The following is a 23,805-nucleotide window of genomic DNA, read 5'->3' on the forward strand; positions in this document are numbered from 1 at the left end:
TTGTGGAAAGTGAGAGAGCGTCTCGGGTTTTCTTGCATTAAGTGAGAGAGCGTCCCGCTGGGAGGGTCCCGGGCCGGCGGGCCGCCGTCGTTGTCGAAGAACCTGGGAACCTCCCCAAGGTGCGCGGACTATATTGGCCCTGTCAGCTCGTCAACCTGATCGCGGGAGTGTGCACTCATGGCCAAGGAACTCGCCACCCAGCTCATCGAACAACTCCAGGCTGCCGGCGTGCAGCGAATTTACGGGATCGTGGGCGACAGCCTGAATCCGATCGTCGACGCAGTCCGCAAGACGGGCGGCTCCCAGCAGGGCGGCATCGACTGGATCCACGTCCGGCATGAAGAGGCCGCCGCGTTCGCTGCCGCAGCGGAAGCCCAGCTGACCGGAAAGCTTGCCGTCTGTGCCGGCTCGTGCGGCCCCGGCAACCTGCACCTGATCAACGGCCTGTACGACGCCAACCGCTCGGGCGCGCCGGTGCTGGCCATCGCCTCGCACATTCCGAGCAAGCAGATCGGCAGCAGCTACTTTCAGGAAACCCATCCGGACCGGCTCTTCAACGAATGCTCGGTGTATTCGGAGCTGGTCAGCACGGCAGAGCAGGCGCCCCGCGTCATGCACAGCGCGATCCAGCACGCCATCGGGCTCGGGGGAGCCGCCGTCGTCACTCTTCCGGGCGACATTGCCAGTCTGGACGCAACCGGCGAGACGCCGCTGCCCGCGACGTTCAGGCGCGCAACCCTCCTCCCGGACGCGGCTAGCGTCCGCGAGCTCGCCGATGCCGTCAACGCGGCGGACAAGGTCGCCATCTTTGCCGGCGCAGGGACGCAGGGTGCCCATGACGAAGTGGTCGCCCTCGCAGAAGTCATCGGCGCCCCGATCGGCCACTCGCTGCGGGGCAAGGACTTCATGCAGTACGACAATCCGTACGACATCGGCATGACCGGGCTGCTGGGATACGGCGCCGCGGCCGAAGGCATCGAAGACGCGGACCTGCTGATACTGCTCGGCACGGATTTTCCCTACGACCAGTTCCTCCCCGGCACCCGCACCGCCCAGGTGGACCGTGCCGCCCACAAGCTGGGCCGCCGGACCGACGTCGACATCGCCGTCCACGGCGACGTGCTACCGACGCTCACCGCGCTGGCTCCCTTGCTGACTCGGAAGAAGAACCGCCGGTTCCTCAACCAGATGCTCAAGAAGCACGACAGGCTCATGAACAAGGCCGTGGGCGCCTACACCCGCAAGGTGGAAAAGAAGCAGCCGATCCACCCGGAATACGCGGCTTCGCTGCTGGATCAGGTGGCGGCGGAGGATGCCATTTTCACTGCGGACACCGGCATGTGCAACGTCTGGACCGCCCGCTACATCAACCCGCTGGGGACGCGCCGCCTGATCGGCTCGTACCTGCACGGCTCCATGGCGAATGCCCTTCCGCACGCAATCGGCGCGCAACTGGCGTACCCCGGGCGGCAGGTCATTTCGGTCTCGGGCGACGGCGGGCTGTCCATGCTGCTCGGCGAGCTCATCACGGCCGCTGCGCACCGGCTGCCGGTGAACGTGGTGGTCTTCAACAACTCCACCCTGGGCATGGTCAAACTCGAGATGCTCGTGGACGGGCTGCCCGATTTTGGCGTGGACGTGCCCGACGCCGACTACGCCGCCGTAGCCCGCGCGCTCGGCTTCCACTCCGTCCGCGTCACCGATCCGGCCCGGATCGAGGAGGCCTACCGGGAAGCCTTCGCCCATCCCGGACCGTCGCTGGTGGAACTCATCACGGATCCCAAGGCGCTCTCGATTCCGCCGAAGATCACAGGTTCGCAGGTCCTTGGGTTCGCAACCGCCATGTCGAAGGTCGTCCTGAACCGGGGCGCCGGCGAAGCCGTGAGCATGGCCCGGAGCAACTTGCGCAACATCCCGCGGCGGTAGGTTCCGGAACGCACGGACGGAGGACGGCGACGACGGCGCTGCCGCCCGCCGTCGCCCGCTGCCGCCCGCCGTCGCCCGCTGCCTGGCGACGACGGACGACGACGGCGCTGCCGCCCGCCGTCGCCCGAACGGTCACCGCCCGCGGCGCTGGGCCGCAAGCAGTGCCGCCGTCTTTTCGATGAGCCCGTACGGTACCGGTTTGTCCAACGGGAACTTCAGCGTTCCCTTAGCTGACCGGTACGGCGCGATCTCAGCTTGGAAGGCCTCGTCTCCGGCCGGCACGGGATACACCGAAATATGGTGTGCCCACCCCGCGAAATACACCACGTACTTGCCGTCCAGGGTGACGGTGGGGATGCCGTAGCTGATCGTCTCGCCGAACTCCGGCACCGCCGCGTGGCACCGGAGCCGTACCTCCCGGAGGATGCCCTGCACTTCGGCAGGGAAGGACGCGATGTACTCGTCGATGCTGCCGTAATGCTGTGCCATTTAGTGCTCCTCCGACATGTCACGAGGATACGCCCGTGAAGGAAGTGCGGGAGCGTTGGCGAAAACGTTGCGAAAAGTGAGAGAGCATCGGAGGGGTGAGACCAAAACGACCGCAAACCGTGACCCTACGGGCATCGTCCTGCCGCGGGCAGGCTGGTTGACTGAAGGGAGACGGGCGGATTCCCGCCAAGTGCCGGCAAGGCAGGTCCAAGGGGGAAAAAATGAAGACGTTCCGCGTTGCCAGAATTGCGGCCGCGGGCGCCATCGTGGCGCTGACGGGCTGTGCTGCTTCGTCGCCGGAGCTGCTGAAGGCCGACGGCGTGGAGCGGGTTTCGGTGGACCGTGCCGCTTATGCCGCTGAACTGCGCTCCTTCCGGGCTTCCGCCTTGGGCCTCGGCGGGGCCTTGCTGGCCGACGGCGGCGACGGCTCCAACGGGAACGTGGTGTCTTCTCCGGGGAGCCTGCTGATTGCGCTGGCGATGCTTCGCTCCGGCGCATCCGGTGAGACCGCGGCGGAGATGGACAGCGTCCTTCGACTTCCCGCGGAAAACCGTGATGAGGCCATGAACGCGGTCCTCAGCTCCCTCGAGAAATTCGACGGCGACCCCGGCGCCGTGGACGAGGACAACCCGCCGCGGAGACCGGTCATGCACCCCGCCAACGGGCTGTTCGTGGACAAGGGTGTTCCCACCGGTGAGTCGTTCCTGGACACGCTCGCCCGTCAATACGGAACCGGTGTGTATCCCGTGGACTTCAGCGATGAGGGCACAACGAAGCCCGCCATCGATGCCTGGGTTAACCGGAACACGGGCGGCCGGATCAAGGAAGCTCCCGCCAAGTACGACCCCCACAACACGTTCAGCCTGCTCAATTCCCTGTACTTCGCGTCCGCCTGGAGCACGCCATTTGACCCGAATGACACCTCGGACCTGCCCTTCACCACGGCCGCCGGCGAGGAAATCGACGCGCCCGCAATGCATAACGAGCTGAAGATGAAGTACGCGGAAGGGGCTGGCTGGCAGGGCGTGGACCTTCCCTACGCCGACGGTTTCGTCATGCGGCTGGTCCTCCCGGATGCCGGAGCCGACGCCGGGTCCCGCCCCGCCTCGGCGGCCTTCGACGCGGCCAAGCTCACGGAAATCGCGGACACCTTCGACACGGCAACGCTCGAGACAGTGCAGATCCAGCTGCCCCGTTGGGACCACAAGTGCAGTTTTGACCTTCGGAAGGTGTTTGAGTCGCTCGGCCTGCAGAAGACCCTCGACACCACCGAGGACTTCAACAACATCCAGCCCAAGATGGCGATCACCCAGGCCGCCCAGGCTGCCAACATCACGGTCGCGGAAAAGGGCACCATCGCTGCCGCTGTCACGCAGATCAACGGAGATGTGACCAGTGCTCCGCCGCAGCCCGAGCGGACCATCGCGTTCGACCGGCCGTTCCACTATCAGATCGTGCACGTGGAAACTGGGCTTCCGCTTTTCATGGGTACGGTGGCCGACCCCCGTTCCTAACCGGACCCTCTCTCAGATCCTGCCGCGAAAACACGCTCGTTCTCTCATCTGGTGAGAGAGCGTCCGGCCTTTTCGTGCGAGAGGTGAGAGCGCGTCCGGCCTTTTCGTGCGAGAAGTGAGAGAGCGTCCCGATAGGCGGGGAGGGGAGGGCTTAGCGCGGGCCGCCCTGCCAGAGGGCGTCGAACGGGGCGCCTGAGGCCACCCGGTTGCGGATGCCGGCGGTCACGAACGCCTTCGCGGTCCGGGCAGCCTCGAGCGGAGACGCGCCCTTGGCCAGTTCGGCCGTGACGGCGGCCGCCAGCGAGCAGCCGGCGCCGGAGACAGCCACTTCGCCCACCTTCGGGGCGGCGAGGACTTCCAGGGTGTCGCCGTCGTAAAAGACGTCGACGGCGTCGGGCCCGGCCAGGCGCACGCCGCCCTTGGCCAGCACGGCGGCGCCGCTCAGCTCATGAATGCGGATGGCCGCGGCCTTGAGGGACTCGACGTCGGTGATCTCCAGGCCGGACAGCGACTCCGCCTCGAAGTGGTTGGGCGTGACAAACGTGGCCAGCGGCAGGATCTGCGCCTTGAGTGCCTGGTCCGTATCCAGTGCGTGGCCCGGCTCCTGGCCCTTGCAGATGAGCACCGGGTCCAGCACGACGTTGGCGAATCCGCCGGCGGCCAGCGCGGACGCGACTGTCGAAATGGTGGCCGGGCTGCCCAGCATGCCGATCTTCACGGTGTCCAGGACAGACGGTGCGCCCGAAGCGGCACCGTATGCCGCCGTCGTCGCCTCCAACTGGTCCGCGATGACCTGCTGGTCCACCGGCATAAAGCGGTGGTTCCAGTTGTCGTTCGGGTTGAAGGACACGATGCACGTAAGGTTGGCGATGCCGAAGACGCCCAGTTCCTGGAAGGTCTTCAGGTCGGCCTGCGCTCCGGCACCGCCGGTCGCCTCGGACCCGGCAATGGTGAGGGCGACGGAAGGGTACGTCTCAACAGCGGCAGAAGTCATCCACCCATCCTGCCACCGCGCCCAAACAGGCCGCATTGTGCGTACGACCAATATGAACAAACCCGGTGGTCCACCCACCCGGACCACGAGCAGGGCCCGCCCGGGAGTCCACCGATACCGGCCGCAGGGACGATGACAAGGACCTCGTCAAAGGCTAGCGCTTCAGGCTGCATTTCTGCCGGCTCAGCGGCCGCATCAACAGACCCGCCGGCATGGCCAGGCTCCATCCAATGACTACCGCGGGAATGGCTCCAAACATCAGTGCCACGACGGCGAACCAGGCGCCGGATGTCGAACCGCATTTGCGCAGGTAGACGCTGGCACCGAGCGGCAGGCAGAACGCCACATGCGTCACGAGGATGCCGAGCCACACCGCGCCCGCTCCCAGCACCACGCGGGGCGGGCGGCTCATGCCTTCCGCCCCGTGATGTCCTGAAGGGCGCTCCCCAGCTCGGGATGTGTGAAGGCAAAGCCGGCATTGAGGAGCTTCTGTGGCTGGACCCAGCGGCTCTTGAGGACCAGCTCGGTCTCGGTGCGGGTCAGCACGGCACCCAGCTCCAGCAGCCAGGCCGGGGTCGGCAGGCCAATCGGCACGCCATAGGCCCGCCGGATCAGCTGCATCAGTTCCCTGTTGTCCACGACGTCCGGCGAGGCCACGTTCACAGGTCCCGTGATGTCCGTCCGCTGATGCACGAACAGCACGCCGCGGTACAGATCCTCCACATGGACCCAGCTGAACTTCTGCCTGCCGCTGCCCATGTGCCCGCCCAGCCCAAGCCTCGCCAGATTGGCCAGGGGGCGCATGACGCCGCCGCCCGGACCGAGGACAATGGAGATCCGCAGCGGGACCTTGCGGGTGAGCGGCGTTTCGGCGCGGGCCAGGGCGGACTCCCAGGCCCTTGCGACGTCCACTGAAAACCCATCGCCCGGTTCGCCGTCGTGCTCCGACTGCTGCGCGTCTTCTGCGTGGCGGTAGATGGTGCCCGTACTGGCGTTGAGCCAGGTTGCCGGGGGAGCGGAGCAGTGCCCCACCGCCCGGCCAAGCTCCGCCGTCGTGGATACTCTCGACGTCAGGATTTCCGCCCTGTTCCTTTGGCTGTAGCGGCAGTTCACGGAACGTCCGGCCAGGTTCACCAGTAAGTCGGCACCGTCCAGCACCCGGGTAAGCCCGGCGTCGTCGCCCCAGCAGACGGTGTCAGCTCCGGTGCCTGTGCGGGTGCGGCCGATAGTGCGGACCTCCCAGCCGTCCTGCCCGAAGCGCGTCCGGAAGTACCCGCCGATGAAGCCGGACGCTCCGGCCAGGACCACGGTCTTTCTGGTGTACATTCTTCCCCCAATGATTGCTGCTGCTTGACGTTTAGCTGTGGGCCTTTCGGTGCGGGGACCCTGACTATTCGCGGACGCTGCGGCTCAGGCTGAAGACATCGTCCAGGACCTTGCTGACCCCGGGAATCCTTGCCAGGGACAGCCCGCGCGCGATCAGCGGTGCCACGCCGTCGATCAGTTTCCGGGTGCGGCGCCGGTCCTCCGACGTGTCGTAGACCCAAAAGAGCGCCACTCCCATGTAGCCGAGCCACAACAGTTCGGGCAGGTCGGCGCGGAGCTTCTTCGGAACGGCGGGGCTGGCGCCGTCCACGATGTTCCGGAAGATGGCGAGCGAGGCGTCGCGGGCGGCCGCCGACTCGCCGGAGAACGGGTTGGCGGGCGACGTCGGCCGGATGGCGGTGGCGACGAATTCCGCACCGAAGCGGTGGTACGGCTCCATGACGTCCAGGCCCGCATGCAATGTGGCCTTGAGCCTGCCGCTGAGGTCCTTGACGCCCTCGACCGCTTCGGCCGCTTTGATGGCATGCTCAGCCTGGACCTGGACATAGAGCTCCTGGACCAGCTCGTCCTTGGAAGCGAAGTAATAGTAGGCGTTGCCCACGGATACCCCGGCTTCCGTGGCGATGGCCCGCATGGTGGTCTTTTCGAAACCGATTTCACGGAACATCCGCAGCGCCACATCCGCGACGAGTTGCCTGGTCTGTTCGCTTTTGCCTGCCATGGTTTCCGCCTCATCTTTTGAACGTGTTCAAGAAGTGTTGCACAGAAACTGAACGCGTTCAAATAGTTGTGTGACACCGTCCGGGTGCCTTGCCGTAGCCGGTGGTGCGAGAATGGAACACGGTTCCGGCGGCAGCACATCGCGGGAACCATCCCAGTGCTAATACAGCCGGCCGTTGCAGCGATCTCCTCCGCGATTTTCCGGGCAGCCGAGCGAACCACTCCGAATGGATCAGCCATGTCTACCGCCAAGACTTTCCCCGCCTCCGCGGCGCCGAAATTCGCCTCGATCGGTTCCCCGTACTTCGGCATCATGCTGGCCTTTATGGCCGTGGTGCTGATCCTGTCCAACATTGGCGCGTCCAAGGGCGTGGCGATTGGGCCCATCATCACGGACGGCGGCTTTTTCCTGTTCCCGCTCGCCTACATCCTGGGGGATGTCATCAGCGAGGTGTACGGGTTCAGGATGGCCCGCAAAGCCATCTTCACCACCTTCGCCCTGTCCGTCTTCGCCTCTGTCTGCTACTGGGTGATCATCGCCCTTCCCGGCTTCGATGACGATTACGGTACGTCCAAGCAGGCAGCCCTTGAAGCTGCCCTGGGCCCCGTACCGCAGATCGTGCTGGCCTCGCTGCTGGCGTTCCTGGCGGGCCAGACCATCAACTCCTGGATCCTGGTGAAGATGAAGGCCCGCACCGGGGAGAAGTCCCTGTGGGCACGCCTGATGGGGTCCTCCGGCGCGGGCGAATTCGTGGACACCCTGATCTTCTGCAGCATCGCCGCCTCCGTCATCGGCATCACCGACTTCGGCATGTTCGTGAACTACGTGGTGGTTGGCTTTGTCTATAAGACCCTCGTGGAGTTCCTGTTCGTCCCGGTGACGTCCTTGGTGATCGGCTGGATCAAGAAGCGTGAACCGAGCTACGGCATTTAGGTCCGGGCCGCGGGAAGTCCGGTAGGTTCAGAGAATGAAGTCCGGCAGTGCCGTAGTGACGGCAGCGAATCTTGTTGCGGGTTACGGCGACCATGCAGTGTGTGGGCCGCTCGACGTCGAGGTCCTCTCCGGAGAGGTGCTCGGCATGGTCGGCGAGAACGGCGCCGGCAAGTCCACTATGCTCCGCACGATGATCGGCGCGCAGGCGCCCCTTAGCGGCGATGCCCACGTCCTTGGCTTGATGCCGGACGACCGCTCGGCGCTGTTCCGCAGCAAGGTCTCGGTGCTGCTGGACGAGGATGCTTACTTCGATTCACTCACCGTGCGCGAGCACCTTTCGCTGGTGGCCCGCGGGCACGGTATCGCCAACCCCGACGCGGCGGTGGAGGGTGAGGTCGGTTTTTTTGAACTTCATGCGGTGGCGGATGCCTTTCCCGATCAGCTTTCCTCAGGACAACGCCGCAAACTGCTCCTGGCTTCGGCGTTCATCCGGCCCTTCGAGTTGCTTGTCCTGGACGAACCCGAGCAGCGGCTCGATACACGCATGCGGGGATTGCTGGCGCAAAGGATTGCCCGGACTGCCAAGCAAGCTGCAGCCGTCGTCATGGTCACGCATGATGCTGAAGTCGCCCAAGCGGCGTGCACACGGGCGGTGATCGTCGACGACGGTGGCGCTCGCGTGGTTGGTACGGACGAGGCCGTGGCCAGGATCCGCCGATGAGCATGTCCACGGCTGCCGCGGCGCCACCGGTGTCCGTGGACTTCGACCCGGAGCGTGCAACACGGAAGGTCATTCGCCCGCGCGGGGAGTCCTTGCTTTCCAGGCTTAACGAACTGTACGTCCAGCTCCTGACGCTCGGCGTCGGCCTGATTTACGCGATTGGCGCCCTCAACGGGCTCACCGATGCAGCGAAGCACGGCTTTGGCGGCCATCTGCTTTCGGACAACTTCAGCCTGGTCCCTGTTGAGTACGGACTTGTTACAGGTTTCGGGCTTTTGGGAGTTGCTGCGTACTGGCTGGCCGGACGGCTCGGGCCACTGGCAATCGCGGCGAATCAGCGGCACTGGTGGTACTCGCTCGCCATCAACCGCGAACCGCTTCTGGCCCGTGGCTTGCGCCGCGCAGTCTGGGCCGCCGCAGTCGTTGGTGCCCTCGCTACGGTCCCGGTAGCGATCGTCAGCGGCTCGAGCGCGCCGGTGTTCGCCGGGCGGATCCTGGCGGGGGCGCTGACCGGCGCGGCGATCCTCGTTGTGGCTGCCTTCGCACAGACGCGCCTGGCGGCGGCCGGAGACCGGAACCCTGCCATGCGTCAGAGCCGGGCGACCTGGTGGATGTTGGCTGGCGTTCCGGCAGTTCTCGGCATCATGCTGTTCGGAACCCTGCAGGGCAGCTGGTTCTTCGCGATCGCCCCTGCCGTCGTCCTGGCTGCCACCGCACTTGGCTTGCGCAACAGGCTGTCCAGCGTCCGTACTGTATCGCTCTTGAAGGCGGGATCCGCGCGGGGACATGTTCAGGCGGCGCTCACGTTAATGGACACCGGGGAGCTCAGCGCCTCGCTCTCCAGCGGGGGGAAACGCAGCCGGGTCAGGCTCCCCGGCACGCCCCGGACGGCGGCAGGCGCACTCCTGCATGCGGAGGCTACGGTGCTCGCGCGGCAACCGGCCCGGCTGTGGCGCTGGGGACTGGGGCTCACCGTCGTTCCCTTGACCGGCCTGATCCAGACCTTTGATTCACCCGTCATCCTGCTTCCCGTGCTGCTTGCCGCAGCGATATTCTCATCCACAGCGGCAGCCGGGCCCCTCTGGCAACTGCGCATGGCGCCGAGTCTGGACGCATTGCTCCCCATCTCCAAGCAGGCCTCGCGCTGGATCCACGTCGCGCTGCCGGTGCTGCTGATGTCGGTGTGGACGACGGCGGCTGCCGGGTTCTTCGTATTGGCCGGCGGTTTTCGGCCAGAGTTGCTCATTGTGGGAGCGGCGGCCGGCGGCGGTTTGGGGGCGGGCATGCTGCGGCGAGCCTTCCGCCAGCCTGAAGACCTGACCAAACTGGTGTACCTCATGCAGCTCGGACGCAGCGGTCCGGCCATGCTGGGAACGCGAATCCGGGGCTACGTGCTGAGCCTCTTCGCACTGGCGCCCTTGGCCTTGGGCATGCTGTTCAACGCGCCCGAGCTCCTGGTGACGCCCGCCGTCGTGCTTAATGTGGTGCTCCTGGTGATCGGCGTGACGACGGCGGACCGGCCCTAACGCGCCTACCGGGCCGCGGCTGTGATTCAAACTGGGGCCACTCCGGGGTCAGTGGGTCAGCCCTTGAGCGTCCCGTCGAGGAGCGCGCGGAGCTCCCTGAAGTGGCGCTCCGTGGCCTCCGGGTGGAACGCGGCGGTGTCTGCCATTGAGTAGCCGTGGGGCGCCCCCACATAGATCTCGTTGGAAGCCTCGAGGCTGGCTGCGTTGAGGGCCTCGCCGAGGCGCGCGACGGCGTGGGGATCCATGCTCTGATCGTGGTCGGCGTGGCCGAACACGAACCGGGCCTTGGCTTTGCCGAGCCCAAGATGGGGGCTGTCCGGGGCATCGCTCGCGAGGCCGCCGCCGTGGAAGCCGCCACATGCTGCCACCGCTTCCGGGTGGGCAGTGGCCGTGCGCACCGCGAGCCGGGCGCCCATGCAGTAGCCGACGGTGCCGATCGGTCCGGTCGCCACGCCGTCGAGCGTACGCAGCGCCTTGACCCACGCGTCAATGTCCGGCATCGCCTTATCCGTAGTGAGGCGCCCGACCCGCGGGAACGCGGCCTTGCCGGCGGCCGCGCGGCCCTCCGGAGTGGTCATCTCCGTCTGCGGCGCGAGCTCCGCGGCCGTTCCATCACGGTAGAAGACGTTTGGGGCCAGGACCACATAGCCCCAGTCGGCGATGCGCTGCGCCATCTCCTGGATGCGGGGGCGCAGGCCGAAGGCGTCCATGTAGAGGATGACGCCCGGGAACGGGCCCTCACCGGCGGATGGGCGGGCCACCCAGGCCTCGGCAATGCCTTCTGCGGCGGGGAATTCGATGAGCATTTGGTCAGGATATCGGAGGACGGCGCGGTGCGCCCCGGGCGGGGCGCGCCCCGAGGTGACCGGCCCTCAGGAGTAGTAGCGCCCCAGGGTCTCGGCCTTGAAGCCGAAGAAGCTGCCGGCTTCGATGGCCAGCCGGGCGTCGTCCACCATCTTCACCACGAAGCGCTCGTTGTGGATGGAGATCAGCGTGGCCGAGACCATCTCCTTGGCCTTGAACAGGTGGTGGATGTACGCCCGCGAATAGTTGGCACAGGCGTAGCAGTCGCAGCCGTCCTGCAGCGGCCCGAAGTCGCGCTTGTACTTGGCGCCGGACAGGTTGAACCGCCCGTCCGGGGTGTAGAACGCCGAGTTGCGGGCCACCCGGGTGGGGGAGACACAGTCGAAGGTGTCCGCCCCGTTCTCGATGGCGGTGAAGATGTCGTCCGGTTCGGAAATGCCCAGCAGGTGCCGCGGCTTGTTCTCGGGCAGTTCCTCGTTGCACCAGCGCACGATGGTGCCCAGGTTCTCCTTCTCCAGCGCCCCGCCGATGCCGAAGCCGTCGAAGTTCATGGCGCCCAGGTCGCGGCAGGCCTTGCGGCGCAGGTCCTCGTACTGCGCGCCCTGGATCACGCCGAACAGCGCCTGGTAGGGCTTGCCCACCCGCTCGGAAGTCAGCCGGAAATGCTCGGTGAGGCAGCGTTCGGCCCAGCGCCGGGTGCGTTCCAGAGACTCCTCCTGGTAGCCGCGGGAGTTCTGCAGTGTGGTCAGCTCGTCGAAGGCGAACATGATGTCGGCGCCGATCCGGTGCTGGACGTTCATGGAGATCTCGGGGCTGAAGCGGTGCCGGTCGCCGTTGAGGTGGCTCTTGAACCACACGCCTTCCTCGTCCACGTGGGCCAGCCGCTCCTTGCCCGGCGCCACGGCATCGTCCGGGCCGGACGAATCAACCGACTTCATGTCGATGACCTTCTTGAAGCCGGAGCCCAGGCTCATCACCTGGAAGCCGCCCGAGTCCGTGAAGGTGGGCCCGGACCAGTTCATGAAGGCGCCCAGCCCCCGGCTTCGTCCAGGATGTCCGCACCCGGTTGCAGGTACAGGTGGTAGGCGTTGGCCAGCACCGCCTGTGCACCTAGATCGGCGATGGATTCCGGGAGCACGGATTTCACCGTGGCCTTGGTGCCGACGGCGATGAAAGCGGGGGTCTGGATCTCGCCGTGCGGGGTGGTGATGGTGCCGGTGCGGCCCAGGAACTCCCCGCCGTTGGCGGCCTCCTGCTCCGGCGTCGGCGAGCCCGTCTCACTCAGGCGCTTGCCCACGGCGAAGGAGAACTCGGACTGTTGGGCTGCGGCGCCCGGTTCGAGCGAGAGTGACGGTTCGGTATTGGCTGGCACGGTTCAAGTGTGCCAGCTTGCGGTGCGGAAACTTAGCCGGCGTGCACGGGGTCCGATGTGGGGTAGTTCTCAGCCCGCCAGCTGTCCCAGCTGCCGCGGAGTTCCTCCAGTCTGTGGGCTCCCAGATCGTAAGTGGACACGATCACCATGGACCCGCCGTCCGGCCTGACCTCGGCGATGGGCGGCTGGTCGGCCACGATCAGCAGGCCATCGCCGTGTTCGGCGTAGCTGTGCACGGTGAGTCCCACCTGATGGTTGGTCCGATACCAGACCCTGCCCGAGATTTCCTCGCCGGTCGCGAGGGTCAGCGAATACGGCTCGCCCGGTGCGGGGATGTCCCGGAGACCGAGCTTGTCGATGGCCGAGCCGTCCCCGCCGGGCACCGAAAAGAAGGCAGTGCGCCGTTTGCCGTGCGGGTGGTGTTCCAGGGCGAAACGGAGCTGCTGGAGGAACGTCAGCCAACTTTGGGTGATGTCCTCATCCCAGGCGGCCCATTCGGAATTGTGGTCCAGGGCGGCCCGCGTCACGCTCACCCGGGTGCCGGTGGGCACTGGCTTCAGGGAGAACTCGTCCCCGCCGTCCACGGTGAGGCTGGTGTGGTCCGGGCCTTCGACAACAGTGTCCTTGAAGTAGATTTCGTTGATTTCTGCGGCAAGGTCGTCGGCCTCCCAGCCGTGCCACTGGCCGACCTTGGCGGGTTCACGCAGCATGGTCCAAACTTGCTGCGCATCGGAATTGATCACAACGCTCAGATTGTTCGTCATGGGGTGAATCTACAACTCCCCGCGCCGCCAGGGTAGGGCCAAACGCCTTAAGCCCGGACGGACTCCAGCTCGTTGCCGATCCGGCGGTCCAGCTCCTTGAGGCCGATGGTTTCCGAGCCGCCGTGCGCCCGGAGGAACATCAGGGCTTCAAGCCGCAGCAGCCGCCATTCGCGCTCGGCGTCCGGGTTCGAGTTGTCGATGGCCCGGAAGATTTCCTTGTCGTACAGGTTGGGTTCGTTCAGGGAACGCTGGCGGACCTTGGCGTTGATCCTGGCCTTGAACGGGTCAGTTTCCATCGCATCGGGGGCGCGGAGGAGCTTTTCGTACACCTCGGCGCGGTCCTGCTGCCCGGTCTGGCGGCAGATGTAGCTGGACAGTGCCAGGGCCGCCTCGACGGACGTCCACCGGCCCGGGTTGCCGTCGAAGGGCAGGACGTTGAGCAGGTCCGCGACAGCAAGGGCGCCGTCGGCATCCTTGAGGACGACGAACAGTTCGTTTGCCAGGTCGCTGAGGTCCTTGAGGCAGCTGCCGGACTTGGTGTTGATGCCCTTGGCCAGCCGGTCGCTCAGCAGCATCACGCCCAGCGCGTCGGGGTGCGCCGCTGCCGCGGCCCCCACCACCGACTCCGGTGTCCCCGCGGGCGCCGGGATCAGGGCCAGTTCCTCCTCGCTCGGACCGGTGACCGCGGCGGCCGGCGTTGTGGCTGGCAGGGGAGGCACGACGACGGCGGGAGCCGCCGGGGCGGTGGCATCCTCGTCGGCGCCGGGGTGCCCAACGAGCTGAATCGGACTGGCAGCGTGGGGCTCTTCGAGGACGGTGTCCGCCCCGGAACTGGAGTCACCGGAGCCTGCTGCGGGGGAGTCCGTGCCCGGCGTCGCCACGAGGACCGTTGACCCGGCGGCGATCCGGAGGATTCCGCCGCCGGTGAGGGTTGCGAGGACCACAGCTGCGGTGCCGAAATCGTCGTTCTCCACGAGCACGCCCTGGATTTCGGCGGACCGTTCGCCGTCGGGCAGGAGCAGGAGGTGGCCGGTCTGCAAAGAGCCAGCCTTGAGCTCGCTGTAGTGCTGGGCGGCTGGGGGTGGGTCATCGGGAGTCCTTAAGTTCTCTTGCGGTCCGCCCTACAGTCTACAAAGGAGCCTGCCTGAAGTCGGGGACGCCCGGGTTCCTTCGAGCGTCCCCGCGACGTGTGCCCTGCTAGCTGCCGACCCCCGCGAACGCCAGCGCCTGCCGGACCAGCGAGCCACGGCCACCGCTGAATTCCAGCTGAACGTCCGGGCTGAGGACCTCCTCGGGGGTCATCCAAGTCAGCTCAAGGGCGTCCTGGCGCGGTTCGCATTCGCCGGTGACCGGGATGATGTAGGCCAGGGAAACCGCATGCTGCCGGTCGTCGGTGAAGCCCGTGTGGGACGGGGCCGGGAAGTATTCGGCCACCGTGAACGGCACCGGGCTGATGGGCAGCTGGGGAAACGCCAGCGGGCCGAGGTCCTTCTCCATGTGACGGAGCAGGGCGGCCCGGATGGTCTCGCGGTAGAGCACCCGGCCGGACACCAGGGAACGGACCATGGTGCCGTCCGCGTCGGCCTGAAGCAGCGTGCCAACTTCGTTCACGAACCCCAGCGGATCAAGGCGGACGGGCACCGCTTCCACGTAAACCATGGGAAGCCGGCCCCGGGCTTCGAAGAGGTCCTCGTCGGAAAGCCAGCCGGGATTCGGGTCAGGAGTGCGCACGTTCATGGTTAAGTTCTACCCCATCCCTGCCCGAACCCCGTGCCGGACGTCCACACGGCCGGGATGGTTTCGGGCGGTTCACCTGCCGCGGTCCCCGCCAGCAGTGCCCGTCAGTGCCGGGCTGAGACCCAGAGGGCCGGGGCGTCCGTGCCTGCGCCGTCGGGGTTGGCCACGTGCAAAGTCCGCCCGAAAGCCTCTTCCGTCATGCTGACCTGGTGGCCGGCGGCGGCCAGCCGGTCCCGCAGGGCCAAGAGGTCGCCGGTGTACTCAAAGCCCAGGCCGGCCCGGGCGGCGCCGCTACCCGGACGCACCATCAGCACGCCGCCGTTCTTCGCGGTGAAATCCGCGGTTTCGTCGTCATCCGGGACCGGCCGGAGCCGGGCGCCCATGTTCCGCAGAGTTTGGGCGGCGGCCGCGGCATCCGGGGAGAACCAGACTTCGGCGACGGCCAGCGCCGGATCGGCGTCCGCGCACTGCGCGCCGTGGGCGGCCTTGTCCGCGAAGAAGCTGAAGCCGTCCTCGCCCGTGATCCGGCAGGTGTCGCCGTGATCCGCTTGGGTCAGCGCGGCCGGCGACGTTCCGCCCTCCGCCCCGGCTTCGTTGGTGCGCCGGGCGAACTCGGCGAGGTCGCCCACTTCGACGCCGAACGCCGTCGTCCCGTCCTCTGCGGAGCCGGCCTCGGCGGCGTGCAGCGCGAGCCGGCCGGCACCGGCGTCGTACTCTTTCCAGGGTCCGTCATCGACGGTGCTGATCATTCCCAGGTCCGTGAGGAGCCGCTCCCACTTGTCCAGGCGCGAAGTGAAATGGATGGGGCGCACACGCAGCATGGGATCTCCCGGGGTGAAGTCTGACGAAGAATTGTTGGTGACATGGCCATGATGCCACGCCTTGAATACGGAGTCCCGTGAAGCAGAATGGTGCCATGGCGATTGAACTCGAAGAACTGCTGGTGAAGGATGCCGACGAATGGCGCGCCTGGCTGGAACAGCACCATGCCACCAGCCCCGGGGTGTGGCTGGTGCTGCACAAGAAAGGCGGGAACGCCACAGAGCTGGACTATGAGGCCGCCCTGCAGGACGCGTTGTGCTTCGGCTGGATCGACGGCCAGAGCAAGCGGCGCGACGATGAGAGCTCCTTCCAGCGGATGACGCGCCGGGGGCCCAAGAGCGTCTGGTCGGCTCGCAACGTGGACCGGATCGAAAAGCTCGAGGCTGCCGGCAGGATGACTGCGGCGGGCCGTGCCGCCGCCGAAGCCGCCAAGGCGGACGGCCGCTGGGAGGCTGCATATTCCGGACAGGCATCCGCGGAACTGCCGGAGGACCTGGCAGCAGCCATCGCGGCCGAACCGCGGGCGCAGGCCATGTTCGACGTGCTGACGTCAGTGAACCGCTACGCCCTGATCTACCGCACCAATTCCGTCAAGCAGGCCGCCACCCGGGAGCGCAAAATCAAGGGGTTCGTGGAAATGCTGGCCCGCGGCGAAACGCCGTACCCGCAGAAGAAGCGGCCAACCGGGGACCAATAGCGGGCAAGGCCCCAGGCTCACTCGCCGGAGGGGTCCAGCGGGAAGGCCACGGCCTCGCCCACCACGCGCAGGCAGAGCTCCATGCCCGGCCGCGCAATGGAGGCGTTCCAGTGCCGGATGGTGATCACTTCGCCGCCGCCCGGAAAACGGTGGTCCGGGGTGGCGCCTGCTGCCAGTTCCGGCGGAACGGCCAGTTTAAGGCGCACCGTGGTCTCGGGGCCGAAGTAGTCCGTATCCACCACCACACCTCGGATGGGGCCGTCCTCGGCGATGCGGATCTGCTCGGGACGCAGCATGAGCTGTACGCGGCCCTGGGCCGGCGGCCTGCGCACCGGAATGCCGCCCAGCGAACAGGTGGCCAGCGAGCCCTCCATCCAGGCGTCCAGGATGACGGCGTCGCCCAGGAATTCCGCGGTGGCGCGGTCGGCCGGGCGAGTGTAGACCACGAACGGGTTGCCGATCTGGGCCAGCCTGCCGCCGCGCATCACGGCCACCTGGTCCGCGAAGGAGAGGGCCTCGGCCTGGTCGTGCGTGACCAGGATGGTGGTCACGCCGGCTTCGTTGAGGACCTTGGCCACCGCGCGGCGGGTGGCCACGCGCAGGCCTGCATCCAGCGCTGAGAACGGCTCGTCCAGCAGCATGAGCTCCGGCTCGCGGGCCAGGGCGCGGGCCAGCGCCACGCGCTGCTGCTGCCCGCCGGAGAGCTGGTGCGGCCGGCGCTTGGCCATCGACGGATCGAGGGACACCATTTCCAGGAGTCCGTTGACCCGGGCGGCAACCTCCCGCCTCCCGCCGGACAACTTGCCGGCACTGAGGCCGAAAGAGATGTTCTGGCCCACGGTGAGGTGGGGGAAGAGGGCGCCATCCTGCGCCACGTATCCCACCTGGCGTTTGTGCGCCGGCACCCACGAACCGTCACCTGCCACCCTGGTGCCGTTGAGGGAGATGCTGCCGGTGTCGGGATGCTCGAAGCCGGCAATCAGGCGCAGCAAGGTGGTCTTGCCGGAGCCCGACGGGCCCACGATCGCCGTGGTTCCGCCCTTGGCCACGGACAGGTTGACGCCCTTGAGGACCGCCTGCGAACCGAAGTTCTTGGTGACCGCCTCGATCTCCAGGTGGCTGTTGGTGCTGGGCGCCACGGACGGTGCTATCCGTGGTTCCGGAAGCCTGGAGGGACATCACGCGAAGTGTAGGAATCGGTCACTGTCCGGCCACTTTCTTGGACTGCTGGAAGAGAAGGTAGGTCATGGGGGCTGAGATCAGGATCATCAGGAGTGCATAGGGTGCGGCGCCGGCGTAGTCGATCTCGCTGCTCTTGCTCCAGAACTCGGTGGCCAAAGTGCGCGTGCCGTTAGGTGAGAGCAGCAGCGTTGCCGTGAGTTCGTTGACGATGGCGAGGAATACCAGGGCAGCCCCGCCCGCCGCTGCCGGAGCGCTGAGGCGCAGCGTCACCCGGATGAAGGCCAGCAGCGGCGGCTTCCCCAGCGCCTGCGCGGCTTCGTCGAGTTCCTTGGGTGCCTGCGCCAGTCCGGCGCGGAGATTGACCAGCGCCCGGGGCAGGAACAGCAGCACGTAGGCGGCGATGAGCAGCACGGTTGTCTGGTAGAAGCCCGGGGCCACCCTGATGCTCACGGTAACGAAGGCCAGGCCCACCACAATGCCCGGCATGGAACTGGTGACGTAGTTGGACAGTTCCAGGGCCTTGCTGAACCAGCTGGGGTGCCGGACGGCAAGGTACGCCATGGGGAAAGCGACGACGGTGGTGGCCAGGGCACCGGTCAGGCCGTAGCCGAGGGTCTGCAGCAGCGCGGGAAGGAATTCGTCCGTAGACCAGATTTCGGCGCCGCCGGCGAAGACCCAGCGGAGCACGAACGTCAGCGGAAGGCCGAAGGCCAGAGCCGTGAGTCCAGCCAGGAAGAGCTGGGCCGGAACCTGATAGGCATGCAGGGGCAGGCGAAGCGCCCTGGCCTGTGCACCGGATCCAACCCGGGCGTAGCGGGCGGTGCCCCTGCCGCGCACCTCAACCACCAGCAGGATCAGGCAGAAGAACACTAGCACGCTGGCCAGCATGTTCCCGGCTGTGCCGTTGAACGTGGACTGGTACTGCACCATGATCGCGGTGGTGAAGGTGTCGAAGCGGATCATCGCGAACGCGCCGTATTCGGCCAGCAGGTGCAGCGAGACCAGGAGCGCCCCGCCGGTCATGGCGATGCGGAGCTGGGGGAGGACCACGCGGAAGAAGGTGCGCCAGGCACCCAGGCCCAGCGACGCCGCGGACTGCTCGATAGCGGGGTCAAGCCGGCTGAGGGTGGCGGCGGCCGGGATGTACACCAGCGGAAAGTAGGACAGCGTGGCGATCAGGACGCCGGACCACAGGCCGCCCATCGAGGGCACCGCGGAGACCCAGGCATAGCTGTTGACGAATGCGGGGATGGCCAGCGGGGCTGCCAATAAAACGGCCCACCACGTGTGCCCGCGCAGCCCCGTCCGTTCCACCAGCCACGCGCCACCCACGCCCAGGACCACGCACAGCGGCACGGTGACCGCCATCAGCAGCAGCGTGTTGAGGAGCAGCTCGCCAACCCGCTCGCGGAAGATGAGTCCGACGGCGGTCTCCCACCCAGTGGCGGCCGTCATCACGATGACGTAGCCCAGCGGGATCAGGGAAAACAGGGCAATGAGAACCGCAATGATGGCTACTGCGGAAACGCCGAAAGGCGGGCGGGGGCGCTTGCCCCGGCCCGCCGTCGTCGTGCTTCCGGAGGTTTCCGGCGCCGCTAGGTCGATTGGCACAGTGTTTCCATTTGGCACTGAGTTACAGGAGTCCTGCCTTGGTCATCAGCTCGGAGACTTTCTGGGAATTCAGCTTGGCCGGATCCACGGTGGGGGCCTGCAGTTCCTTGATGGGGACGAGCTTGTCGTTGGACGGGACGTCGGAAGCGACCGCGTATTCGAAGGAGGTGCCCTTCTGGAGGACTTCCTGGCCCTTCTTGCCGGTTATGAACTTCAGGAACGCCTGGGCAGCCGCCGCGTTCTTGGAGGACTTCAGCACGCCGCCGCCCGAGACGGACACGAACGCGCCCGGATCCTGGTTCTTGAAGTAGTACGGCGTGACGTTCTTGGAGTTCTCGCCGGTCTTGGCCTGGTCGCCGTAGTAGTAGTAGTGGTAGATGAGGGCGGCGTCCACTTCGCCTGCGTTCACGGCCTTCATGGCCGTACTGTTGCCCTTGTAGGCCTTGAAGTTCTCCTTCATGCCCTTGAGCCATTCCTCGGCAGCGGCTTCGCCCTTGAGCTCCAGCAGTGCGGAAACGATCGCCTGGAAGTCTGCACCGGACGGTGAAGCGGCCCACTTGCCCTTCCACTCGGGCTTGGCCAGGTCCAGCATCGACTTGGGCAGCTTGTCTTCGCTCAGCTTGGCCTTGTCGTAGACCAGGACAGTGGAGCGGGCGGCAATGCCGGTCCACTTGCCGGTGGAGGGACGGAACTCGGTGGGCACCTGGTCAATGGTGGCCTTGTCCACGTCCGCGAACAGTCCGGCGTTTTCAACCTGCGCCATTGCGGGTGAGTTTTCCGTCAGGAACACGTCGGCGGGGGAGGCTGCGCCTTCCTGGACAATCTGGTTGGACATCTCGGTGTCGTCGCCCTGGCGGACGGTTACCTTGACTCCGGTTTCTGCAGTGAAAGCGTCAATCCATTCCTTGGTGAGGCTTTCGTGCTGGGCGTTGTAGACCGTGATCTCGCCGGAAGCCTTGCCGTCAGCCGCGGCGGTGCTCGCAGCGGGGGTGGAGCTTCCGGAGCCGCAGGCGGCCAGGCCGAGGGCTGCGGTTGCGGCGAGTGCGATTCCAGCCAGCGCGTTGGTGCGGATCTTCATTGAGGGCTTCTTTCTGGAAAAAAGTCTGGTGGACCGGAGTCCGCGTGAGGGGAAGTTAGGGCATGCTCACTGCCAAAAACTGTAGGTTAGCCAAACCTAAGGGACCAAGCCGAAACGGGCTTAAGTGAGTAGGATCACATCAATTACGGAACTTTTACGTGACTTAATTAGCGGGGTTCGGCTGGAGGGCGGGGCCGCTAACCACTGCAGCGGCCTCCAGCACCATCCAGGCCTGCAGCTGGGTGGACAGTTCGACGGTGGCACCCGGCGGATATGTGCCGTCCGCCGGCGTCTCCGGGAACACGGAAAACACCAGTTGCGCCCCCTGGTGCGCCCCTTTGCGTTCCAGGGACTCGCCGGCTCGCACCGGACGGCGGCCGTCCCAGAAGGCCTGTGCTGTTTCGATGACGAGGGCTGCTGCTGTGGCCCGGGTCGGCCCGGGCAGCCGTTGGTCGTTGGCCGCCAGCGCAAGGTACCGCGCCAGGATTCCGGTGAACAGCCCGCCGTCGCCTGTTCCGTCGCAGCGGAGCACCGCGGCGGTTCGCCCGGCCGCCTGAACAGCCGGCCTGGTGAGGTGGCGTGCCACGGCATCCACCAGGGCGGCAGCCCGCTCCAGATTTGCCGGGCCGCCGAGTTCCAGCAGTGCGCCCAGTACCGGCCCCTGGTTGTAGGTGTAGATGGCGGCTTCCAGGAGCACCCCGCCGTCGCTGTTGATCCGCAGGCCGTCCTGGTACATGCCCTGGGCGGGGTCGAAGAGCTTGGCGTGGAGCCAGTCCACCAGCATCTGTGCCCTGGCCGAATTCCCGGTGCGGGCATAGTAGAGCGCCACCGGGGCTGTGGCCGGGGTGTTCTTGAAGTTGCGCTTCTTGCTCCAGAAGGTGCCGCCGCCCAGATCGTCGGTGGATGCAGAATCGAACTGGAGCGTCAGGCTCCGCCGGACCCGGGCGTTGCGGCGGCGTCCCCGCATGCGCGTCTCGTCGGCGAGCTTCTCGAGCCGCAGCGTGGAGAGGGCGAGCCAGGCCATGTCGTCGTAATAGTTGTTGACGAAGGTCAGGAAATTACGCAGCCGGATGCCTGTGACGAGCTGCGAGGCCAGCCGTCCGGCGCTGGGCCGGTTGCCGTCGTCGAACCTTGCTCCCCGCGCCAGCTCGCGGCGGCCGGCGTCCACCAGGCAGTCCACGTAGTGGGCCTGCCACCAGTAGTGCCACGGACGGGCCAGGTTCTTCAGCCGGCTGGATGGGCGTTCGATCGCCGCGATGTGCGTTCCGGGGAGGAAAAACAGTCGCTGCCCGAACATCCTGGTCACCGAGCGGGCGGCTTCGTCGGCGCGGGCGGACCAGTCCGCAGGGGCGGAAGCGGCGTTTGGGGCGGTCATGATGCCAGCCTAGCTTTGCTGCTGCGGGGTGCACGCCTGAATTCCTGGTTCCGAAGGTGCGGTTTGGCGGCATTCCAGTTAACATGCATTAACTAGCGATATGCGGGTTCGGTTCACATCAAGGAGGATGGATGGACATCAAGGGCACTGTTGCGCTCATTACGGGCGGGGCCTCCGGGCTGGGTGCCGCCACCGCCAAACGGCTGTCCGATGCCGGCGCGTCCGTGGTCCTGGTGGACCTGCCGTCGTCGCAGGGGGAGTCCTACGCGGCGGAGTTGAATGAGGCGGTCTTGAACGCGCGGGGCGCTGCGCTGAACGTGCCGGGCGCCGCGGGCGCTGTCTTCGTCCCTGCCGACGTGACCAGCGAGGAACAGGTCCAGGCCGCCGTTGACGCCGCCGTGGCCCTCGGCCCGCTGCGCATCGTGGTCAACTGCGCCGGGATCGCCACCCCCGGGAAGGTCCTGGGCCGGGACGGGGTGCTGCCGCTGGACGCCTTCAACCGCGTCATCCAGATCAACCTCGTGGGCACCTTCAACGTGATCCGCCTCGCCGCCGCCGCCATGGCCGCCACGGAGCCGGCCCTGACCGAACTCGGTGGACCGGAGCGCGGCGTCATCATCAACACCGCATCCGTGGCCGCGTTCGACGGTCAGATCGGCCAGCCTGCCTACGCCGCGTCCAAGGGTGCCGTGGCCGCCATGACCCTGCCGATCGCCCGCGAACTGGCCCGGTCACTGATCCGCGTGGTCACAATCGCGCCGGGCATCTTCGAGACCCCCATGATGGCCGGGTTGCCCCAGGAAGCCCAGGATTCGCTGGGCAGCCAGGTCCCGCACCCGTCCCGCCTGGGCCGGCCGGCCGAATACGCCAACCTGGCGGCGCACATCGTGGAAAACGCCATGCTCAACGGCGAAACCATCCGCCTCGACGGGGCTATCCGGATGGGGCCGAAGTGACGTCCGGTCAGCCGGCCCCCGCCGCGGACGCTGTGGATGCACTGCCCACGGCCGATTTCTTCGGGTTCGAATCGCTGCTCAGCCAACAGGAACAGCGGAAGCTCGGGGAGCTGCGGGAGTTCCTGGCTGCCGAAATCGCGCCGTACGCCACGGAGTGGTGGAACAACGCCGAATTTCCCGCCCACATCCTGCCCAAGCTGGCTGCCCTGGAACTCAGCGCCCCGGCCCAGCGCGGTTACAGCCACCTGTTCGCAGGCCTGGTCATTGCCGAAATGACGCGGGTGGACACCTCCATCGCCACGTTCTTCCTGGTCCACCACGACCTCTTCGTCGAGTCGCTCTACGGGTTCGGCTCCGAGGAGCAAAAGACCCGCCTGCTCGACGACGCCGCGAACCTCCGCACCACCGGCGCCTTCGCGCTGACCGAACCCGAGCATGGCTCCGACGTTGCCGGGGGCATGGAAACGCGGGCCCGCCGGGTTTCGGGAGCTGCCGGCGACTACTGGGTCCTTAACGGTGCCAAGCGCTGGATCGGCAACGGGACGTTCTGCGACTACATGCTCGTGTGGGCGCGGGACGAAGCCGACGGTGCCATCCGGGGCTTCATCGTGGACGCTGCCCTTCCGGGTGTTAAGCGGAGCCGGATCGAACACAAGATCGCCCTCCGCACGGTGCAGAACGCGGACATAGTCTTCCGGGATGTGCGGGTGGCAGAGGCGGACCGTTTTGCCGGCATCGGCAGCTTCGAGGACACCAACGAACTGCTCCGCGGCTCCCGGATCATGGTGGCATGGCAGGCCGTAGGCCAGCAACTGGCGGCATTCGACGTCGCCCGGCAGCACGCCGTCGAACGCCAGCAGTTCGGCCGTCCGCTGGCCAAATTCCAGCTGATCCAGCAGCAGCTGGTCACCATGCTGGGCAACGCCGTGGCAAGCATGGGGATGATGGTCCGGATAGCCCAGCTGCAGCAGGACGGTTCGGCGGACATGGCGCAGGTGGCGCTCGCGAAGTCGTACACGAGTGCCCGCATGCGCGAAACCGTGGCCATGGGGCGGTCCCTGCTGGGCGGCAACGGGATCGTCACGGACTACCGGATGGCCAAGATCTTCGCCGACGCCGAGGCCATCTACACCTATGAGGGGTCCTTCGAGATCAACACGCTGATCGTGGGCCGTGCCGTCACCGGGGTGTCCGCGATCGTCTGAGTGGCTTCCGTCCGCAGCCCGGCCCCGGCACGAACTGGCAGCTAATGACGCC

Annotated in this window: 22 protein-coding genes and 1 pseudogene; 8 read left to right on the forward strand and 15 right to left on the reverse strand. The window is 66.8% G+C overall.

Features of this window, described 5'->3' with window-relative positions; all coding sequences use genetic code 11:
• Nucleotides 1-177: 177 nt before the first annotated feature.
• Nucleotides 178-1,926, forward strand: a complete 1,749-nt coding sequence (locus tag FCN77_RS03375; protein ID WP_137321122.1) for a pyruvate dehydrogenase — start codon at nucleotides 178-180, stop codon at nucleotides 1,924-1,926.
• A gap of 132 nt (nucleotides 1,927-2,058) precedes the next feature.
• On the opposite strand, the gene FCN77_RS03380 is transcribed toward FCN77_RS03375, so the two are convergent.
• Nucleotides 2,059-2,415, reverse strand: a complete 357-nt coding sequence (locus tag FCN77_RS03380; RefSeq protein ID WP_137321123.1) for an iron chaperone — start codon at nucleotides 2,413-2,415, stop codon at nucleotides 2,059-2,061.
• Between the two features lie 221 nt (nucleotides 2,416-2,636).
• Between FCN77_RS03380 and FCN77_RS03385 the strand changes: the two genes are divergently transcribed.
• Nucleotides 2,637-3,929, forward strand: coding sequence for a serpin family protein (locus tag FCN77_RS03385; RefSeq protein ID WP_137321124.1), 1,293 nt, complete (start codon nucleotides 2,637-2,639; stop codon nucleotides 3,927-3,929).
• 151 nt (nucleotides 3,930-4,080) lie between these two features.
• Here FCN77_RS03385 and FCN77_RS03390 read toward each other — a convergent pair whose 3' ends face one another.
• The 4 genes from FCN77_RS03390 to FCN77_RS03405 all read right to left on the reverse strand — a co-directional run bounded on the left by FCN77_RS03390 (nucleotide 4,081) and on the right by FCN77_RS03405 (nucleotide 6,970).
• A complete protein-coding gene (locus FCN77_RS03390) occupies nucleotides 4,081-4,923 on the reverse strand; it encodes a hydroxymethylpyrimidine/phosphomethylpyrimidine kinase (protein WP_137321125.1) in 843 nt (280 codons plus the stop codon).
• A 154-nt stretch (nucleotides 4,924-5,077) separates the two neighbouring features.
• Nucleotides 5,078-5,335: a hypothetical protein gene (locus tag FCN77_RS03395; RefSeq protein ID WP_137321126.1), complete on the reverse strand. Its 258-nt coding sequence runs from the start codon at nucleotides 5,333-5,335 to the stop codon at nucleotides 5,078-5,080.
• Entirely contained in the window at nucleotides 5,332-6,249 is a 918-nt protein-coding gene (locus FCN77_RS03400; RefSeq protein WP_137321127.1) for a TIGR01777 family oxidoreductase, read from the reverse strand. Before FCN77_RS03400 ends, FCN77_RS03395 begins: the two co-directional genes overlap by 4 nt.
• Before the next feature lie 64 nt (nucleotides 6,250-6,313).
• Nucleotides 6,314-6,970 carry a TetR/AcrR family transcriptional regulator gene (locus tag FCN77_RS03405; protein WP_137321128.1) on the reverse strand — a complete coding sequence of 219 codons (657 nt, stop codon included), beginning with the start codon at nucleotides 6,968-6,970 and terminating at the stop codon, nucleotides 6,314-6,316.
• A gap of 237 nt (nucleotides 6,971-7,207) precedes the next feature.
• On the opposite strand from FCN77_RS03405, the gene FCN77_RS03410 reads away from it, so the two are divergent.
• Genes FCN77_RS03410 through FCN77_RS03420 form a run of 3 tightly spaced genes read left to right on the forward strand, consistent with a single transcriptional unit; the run spans nucleotide 7,208 to nucleotide 10,150 of the window.
• Nucleotides 7,208-7,903, forward strand: coding sequence for a queuosine precursor transporter (locus FCN77_RS03410; protein WP_137321129.1), 696 nt, complete (start codon nucleotides 7,208-7,210; stop codon nucleotides 7,901-7,903).
• 34 nt (nucleotides 7,904-7,937) lie between these two features.
• Nucleotides 7,938-8,624 carry an ABC transporter ATP-binding protein gene (locus FCN77_RS03415; RefSeq protein ID WP_137321130.1) on the forward strand — a complete coding sequence of 229 codons (687 nt, stop codon included), beginning with the start codon at nucleotides 7,938-7,940 and terminating at the stop codon, nucleotides 8,622-8,624.
• Nucleotides 8,621-10,150 carry a DUF6297 family protein gene (locus tag FCN77_RS03420; protein ID WP_137321131.1) on the forward strand — a complete coding sequence of 510 codons (1,530 nt, stop codon included), beginning with the start codon at nucleotides 8,621-8,623 and terminating at the stop codon, nucleotides 10,148-10,150. The genes FCN77_RS03415 and FCN77_RS03420 overlap by 4 nt, the downstream gene beginning before the upstream one ends.
• A gap of 56 nt (nucleotides 10,151-10,206) precedes the next feature.
• Here FCN77_RS03420 and FCN77_RS03425 read toward each other — a convergent pair whose 3' ends face one another.
• The 6 genes and pseudogenes from FCN77_RS03425 to FCN77_RS03450 all read right to left on the reverse strand — a co-directional run bounded on the left by FCN77_RS03425 (nucleotide 10,207) and on the right by FCN77_RS03450 (nucleotide 15,648).
• A complete protein-coding gene (locus FCN77_RS03425) occupies nucleotides 10,207-10,956 on the reverse strand; it encodes a dienelactone hydrolase family protein (RefSeq protein ID WP_137321132.1) in 750 nt (249 codons plus the stop codon).
• A 66-nt stretch (nucleotides 10,957-11,022) separates the two neighbouring features.
• Nucleotides 11,023-12,326, reverse strand: a pseudogene (tgt, locus tag FCN77_RS03430) (tRNA guanosine(34) transglycosylase Tgt).
• 32 nt (nucleotides 12,327-12,358) lie between these two features.
• Nucleotides 12,359-13,090, reverse strand: a complete 732-nt coding sequence (locus FCN77_RS03435; protein ID WP_137321133.1) for an SRPBCC domain-containing protein — start codon at nucleotides 13,088-13,090, stop codon at nucleotides 12,359-12,361.
• Between the two features lie 47 nt (nucleotides 13,091-13,137).
• A complete protein-coding gene (locus FCN77_RS03440) occupies nucleotides 13,138-14,130 on the reverse strand; it encodes a DUF6707 family protein (protein WP_137321134.1) in 993 nt (330 codons plus the stop codon).
• Between the two features lie 157 nt (nucleotides 14,131-14,287).
• Nucleotides 14,288-14,827, reverse strand: coding sequence for an NUDIX hydrolase family protein (locus FCN77_RS03445; protein ID WP_137321135.1), 540 nt, complete (start codon nucleotides 14,825-14,827; stop codon nucleotides 14,288-14,290).
• 104 nt (nucleotides 14,828-14,931) lie between these two features.
• The gene (locus tag FCN77_RS03450; protein ID WP_137321136.1) at nucleotides 14,932-15,648 is read right to left on the reverse strand and encodes a VOC family protein; all 717 of its coding nucleotides are present in this window, start codon (nucleotides 15,646-15,648) and stop codon (nucleotides 14,932-14,934) included.
• 95 nt (nucleotides 15,649-15,743) lie between these two features.
• Here FCN77_RS03450 and FCN77_RS03455 point away from each other — a divergent pair, with 95 nt between their 5' ends.
• Entirely contained in the window at nucleotides 15,744-16,346 is a 603-nt protein-coding gene (locus FCN77_RS03455) for a YdeI family protein (RefSeq protein WP_137321137.1), read from the forward strand.
• A 17-nt stretch (nucleotides 16,347-16,363) separates the two neighbouring features.
• On the opposite strand, the gene FCN77_RS03460 is transcribed toward FCN77_RS03455, so the two are convergent.
• From FCN77_RS03460 to FCN77_RS03475, 4 genes are all read right to left on the reverse strand, one after another.
• Nucleotides 16,364-17,485, reverse strand: a complete 1,122-nt coding sequence (locus FCN77_RS03460; protein ID WP_137321138.1) for an ABC transporter ATP-binding protein — start codon at nucleotides 17,483-17,485, stop codon at nucleotides 16,364-16,366.
• A 61-nt stretch (nucleotides 17,486-17,546) separates the two neighbouring features.
• Nucleotides 17,547-19,139 carry an iron ABC transporter permease gene (locus FCN77_RS03465; RefSeq protein ID WP_137321139.1) on the reverse strand — a complete coding sequence of 531 codons (1,593 nt, stop codon included), beginning with the start codon at nucleotides 19,137-19,139 and terminating at the stop codon, nucleotides 17,547-17,549.
• A gap of 22 nt (nucleotides 19,140-19,161) precedes the next feature.
• Entirely contained in the window at nucleotides 19,162-20,217 is a 1,056-nt protein-coding gene (locus FCN77_RS03470; RefSeq protein WP_137321140.1) for an iron ABC transporter substrate-binding protein, read from the reverse strand.
• 163 nt (nucleotides 20,218-20,380) lie between these two features.
• Nucleotides 20,381-21,592: a glycoside hydrolase family 76 protein gene (locus tag FCN77_RS03475; protein ID WP_137321141.1), complete on the reverse strand. Its 1,212-nt coding sequence runs from the start codon at nucleotides 21,590-21,592 to the stop codon at nucleotides 20,381-20,383.
• A 131-nt stretch (nucleotides 21,593-21,723) separates the two neighbouring features.
• On the opposite strand from FCN77_RS03475, the gene FCN77_RS03480 reads away from it, so the two are divergent.
• Both FCN77_RS03480 and FCN77_RS03485 read left to right on the forward strand, forming a co-directional pair.
• Nucleotides 21,724-22,548 carry an SDR family NAD(P)-dependent oxidoreductase gene (locus tag FCN77_RS03480; protein WP_137321142.1) on the forward strand — a complete coding sequence of 275 codons (825 nt, stop codon included), beginning with the start codon at nucleotides 21,724-21,726 and terminating at the stop codon, nucleotides 22,546-22,548.
• Nucleotides 22,545-23,753 carry an acyl-CoA dehydrogenase family protein gene (locus FCN77_RS03485; RefSeq protein WP_254678829.1) on the forward strand — a complete coding sequence of 403 codons (1,209 nt, stop codon included), beginning with the start codon at nucleotides 22,545-22,547 and terminating at the stop codon, nucleotides 23,751-23,753. The genes FCN77_RS03480 and FCN77_RS03485 overlap by 4 nt, the downstream gene beginning before the upstream one ends.
• The last annotated feature ends 52 nt before the right edge of the window (nucleotides 23,754-23,805 follow it).

It is taken from the genome of Arthrobacter sp. 24S4-2 (genome assembly GCF_005280255.1).
Lineage (GTDB): Bacteria > Actinomycetota > Actinomycetes > Actinomycetales > Micrococcaceae > Arthrobacter.

Coding starts and splice junctions, on each gene's coding strand:
- FCN77_RS03375 (WP_137321122.1), top strand. CDS start 178: ATGGCCAAGGAACTCGCCACCCAGCTCATCGAACAACTCCAGGCTGCC.
- FCN77_RS03380 (WP_137321123.1), bottom strand. CDS start 2,415: ATGGCACAGCATTACGGCAGCATCGACGAGTACATCGCGTCCTTCCCT.
- FCN77_RS03385 (WP_137321124.1), top strand. CDS start 2,637: ATGAAGACGTTCCGCGTTGCCAGAATTGCGGCCGCGGGCGCCATCGTG.
- FCN77_RS03390 (WP_137321125.1), bottom strand. CDS start 4,923: ATGACTTCTGCCGCTGTTGAGACGTACCCTTCCGTCGCCCTCACCATT.
- FCN77_RS03395 (WP_137321126.1), bottom strand. CDS start 5,335: ATGAGCCGCCCGCCCCGCGTGGTGCTGGGAGCGGGCGCGGTGTGGCTC.
- FCN77_RS03400 (WP_137321127.1), bottom strand. CDS start 6,249: ATGTACACCAGAAAGACCGTGGTCCTGGCCGGAGCGTCCGGCTTCATC.
- FCN77_RS03405 (WP_137321128.1), bottom strand. CDS start 6,970: ATGGCAGGCAAAAGCGAACAGACCAGGCAACTCGTCGCGGATGTGGCG.
- FCN77_RS03410 (WP_137321129.1), top strand. CDS start 7,208: ATGTCTACCGCCAAGACTTTCCCCGCCTCCGCGGCGCCGAAATTCGCC.
- FCN77_RS03415 (WP_137321130.1), top strand. CDS start 7,938: ATGAAGTCCGGCAGTGCCGTAGTGACGGCAGCGAATCTTGTTGCGGGT.
- FCN77_RS03420 (WP_137321131.1), top strand. CDS start 8,621: ATGAGCATGTCCACGGCTGCCGCGGCGCCACCGGTGTCCGTGGACTTC.
- FCN77_RS03425 (WP_137321132.1), bottom strand. CDS start 10,956: ATGCTCATCGAATTCCCCGCCGCAGAAGGCATTGCCGAGGCCTGGGTG.
- FCN77_RS03435 (WP_137321133.1), bottom strand. CDS start 13,090: ATGACGAACAATCTGAGCGTTGTGATCAATTCCGATGCGCAGCAAGTT.
- FCN77_RS03445 (WP_137321135.1), bottom strand. CDS start 14,827: ATGAACGTGCGCACTCCTGACCCGAATCCCGGCTGGCTTTCCGACGAG.
- FCN77_RS03450 (WP_137321136.1), bottom strand. CDS start 15,648: ATGCTGCGTGTGCGCCCCATCCATTTCACTTCGCGCCTGGACAAGTGG.
- FCN77_RS03455 (WP_137321137.1), top strand. CDS start 15,744: ATGGCGATTGAACTCGAAGAACTGCTGGTGAAGGATGCCGACGAATGG.
- FCN77_RS03470 (WP_137321140.1), bottom strand. CDS start 20,217: ATGAAGATCCGCACCAACGCGCTGGCTGGAATCGCACTCGCCGCAACC.
- FCN77_RS03475 (WP_137321141.1), bottom strand. CDS start 21,592: ATGACCGCCCCAAACGCCGCTTCCGCCCCTGCGGACTGGTCCGCCCGC.
- FCN77_RS03480 (WP_137321142.1), top strand. CDS start 21,724: ATGGACATCAAGGGCACTGTTGCGCTCATTACGGGCGGGGCCTCCGGG.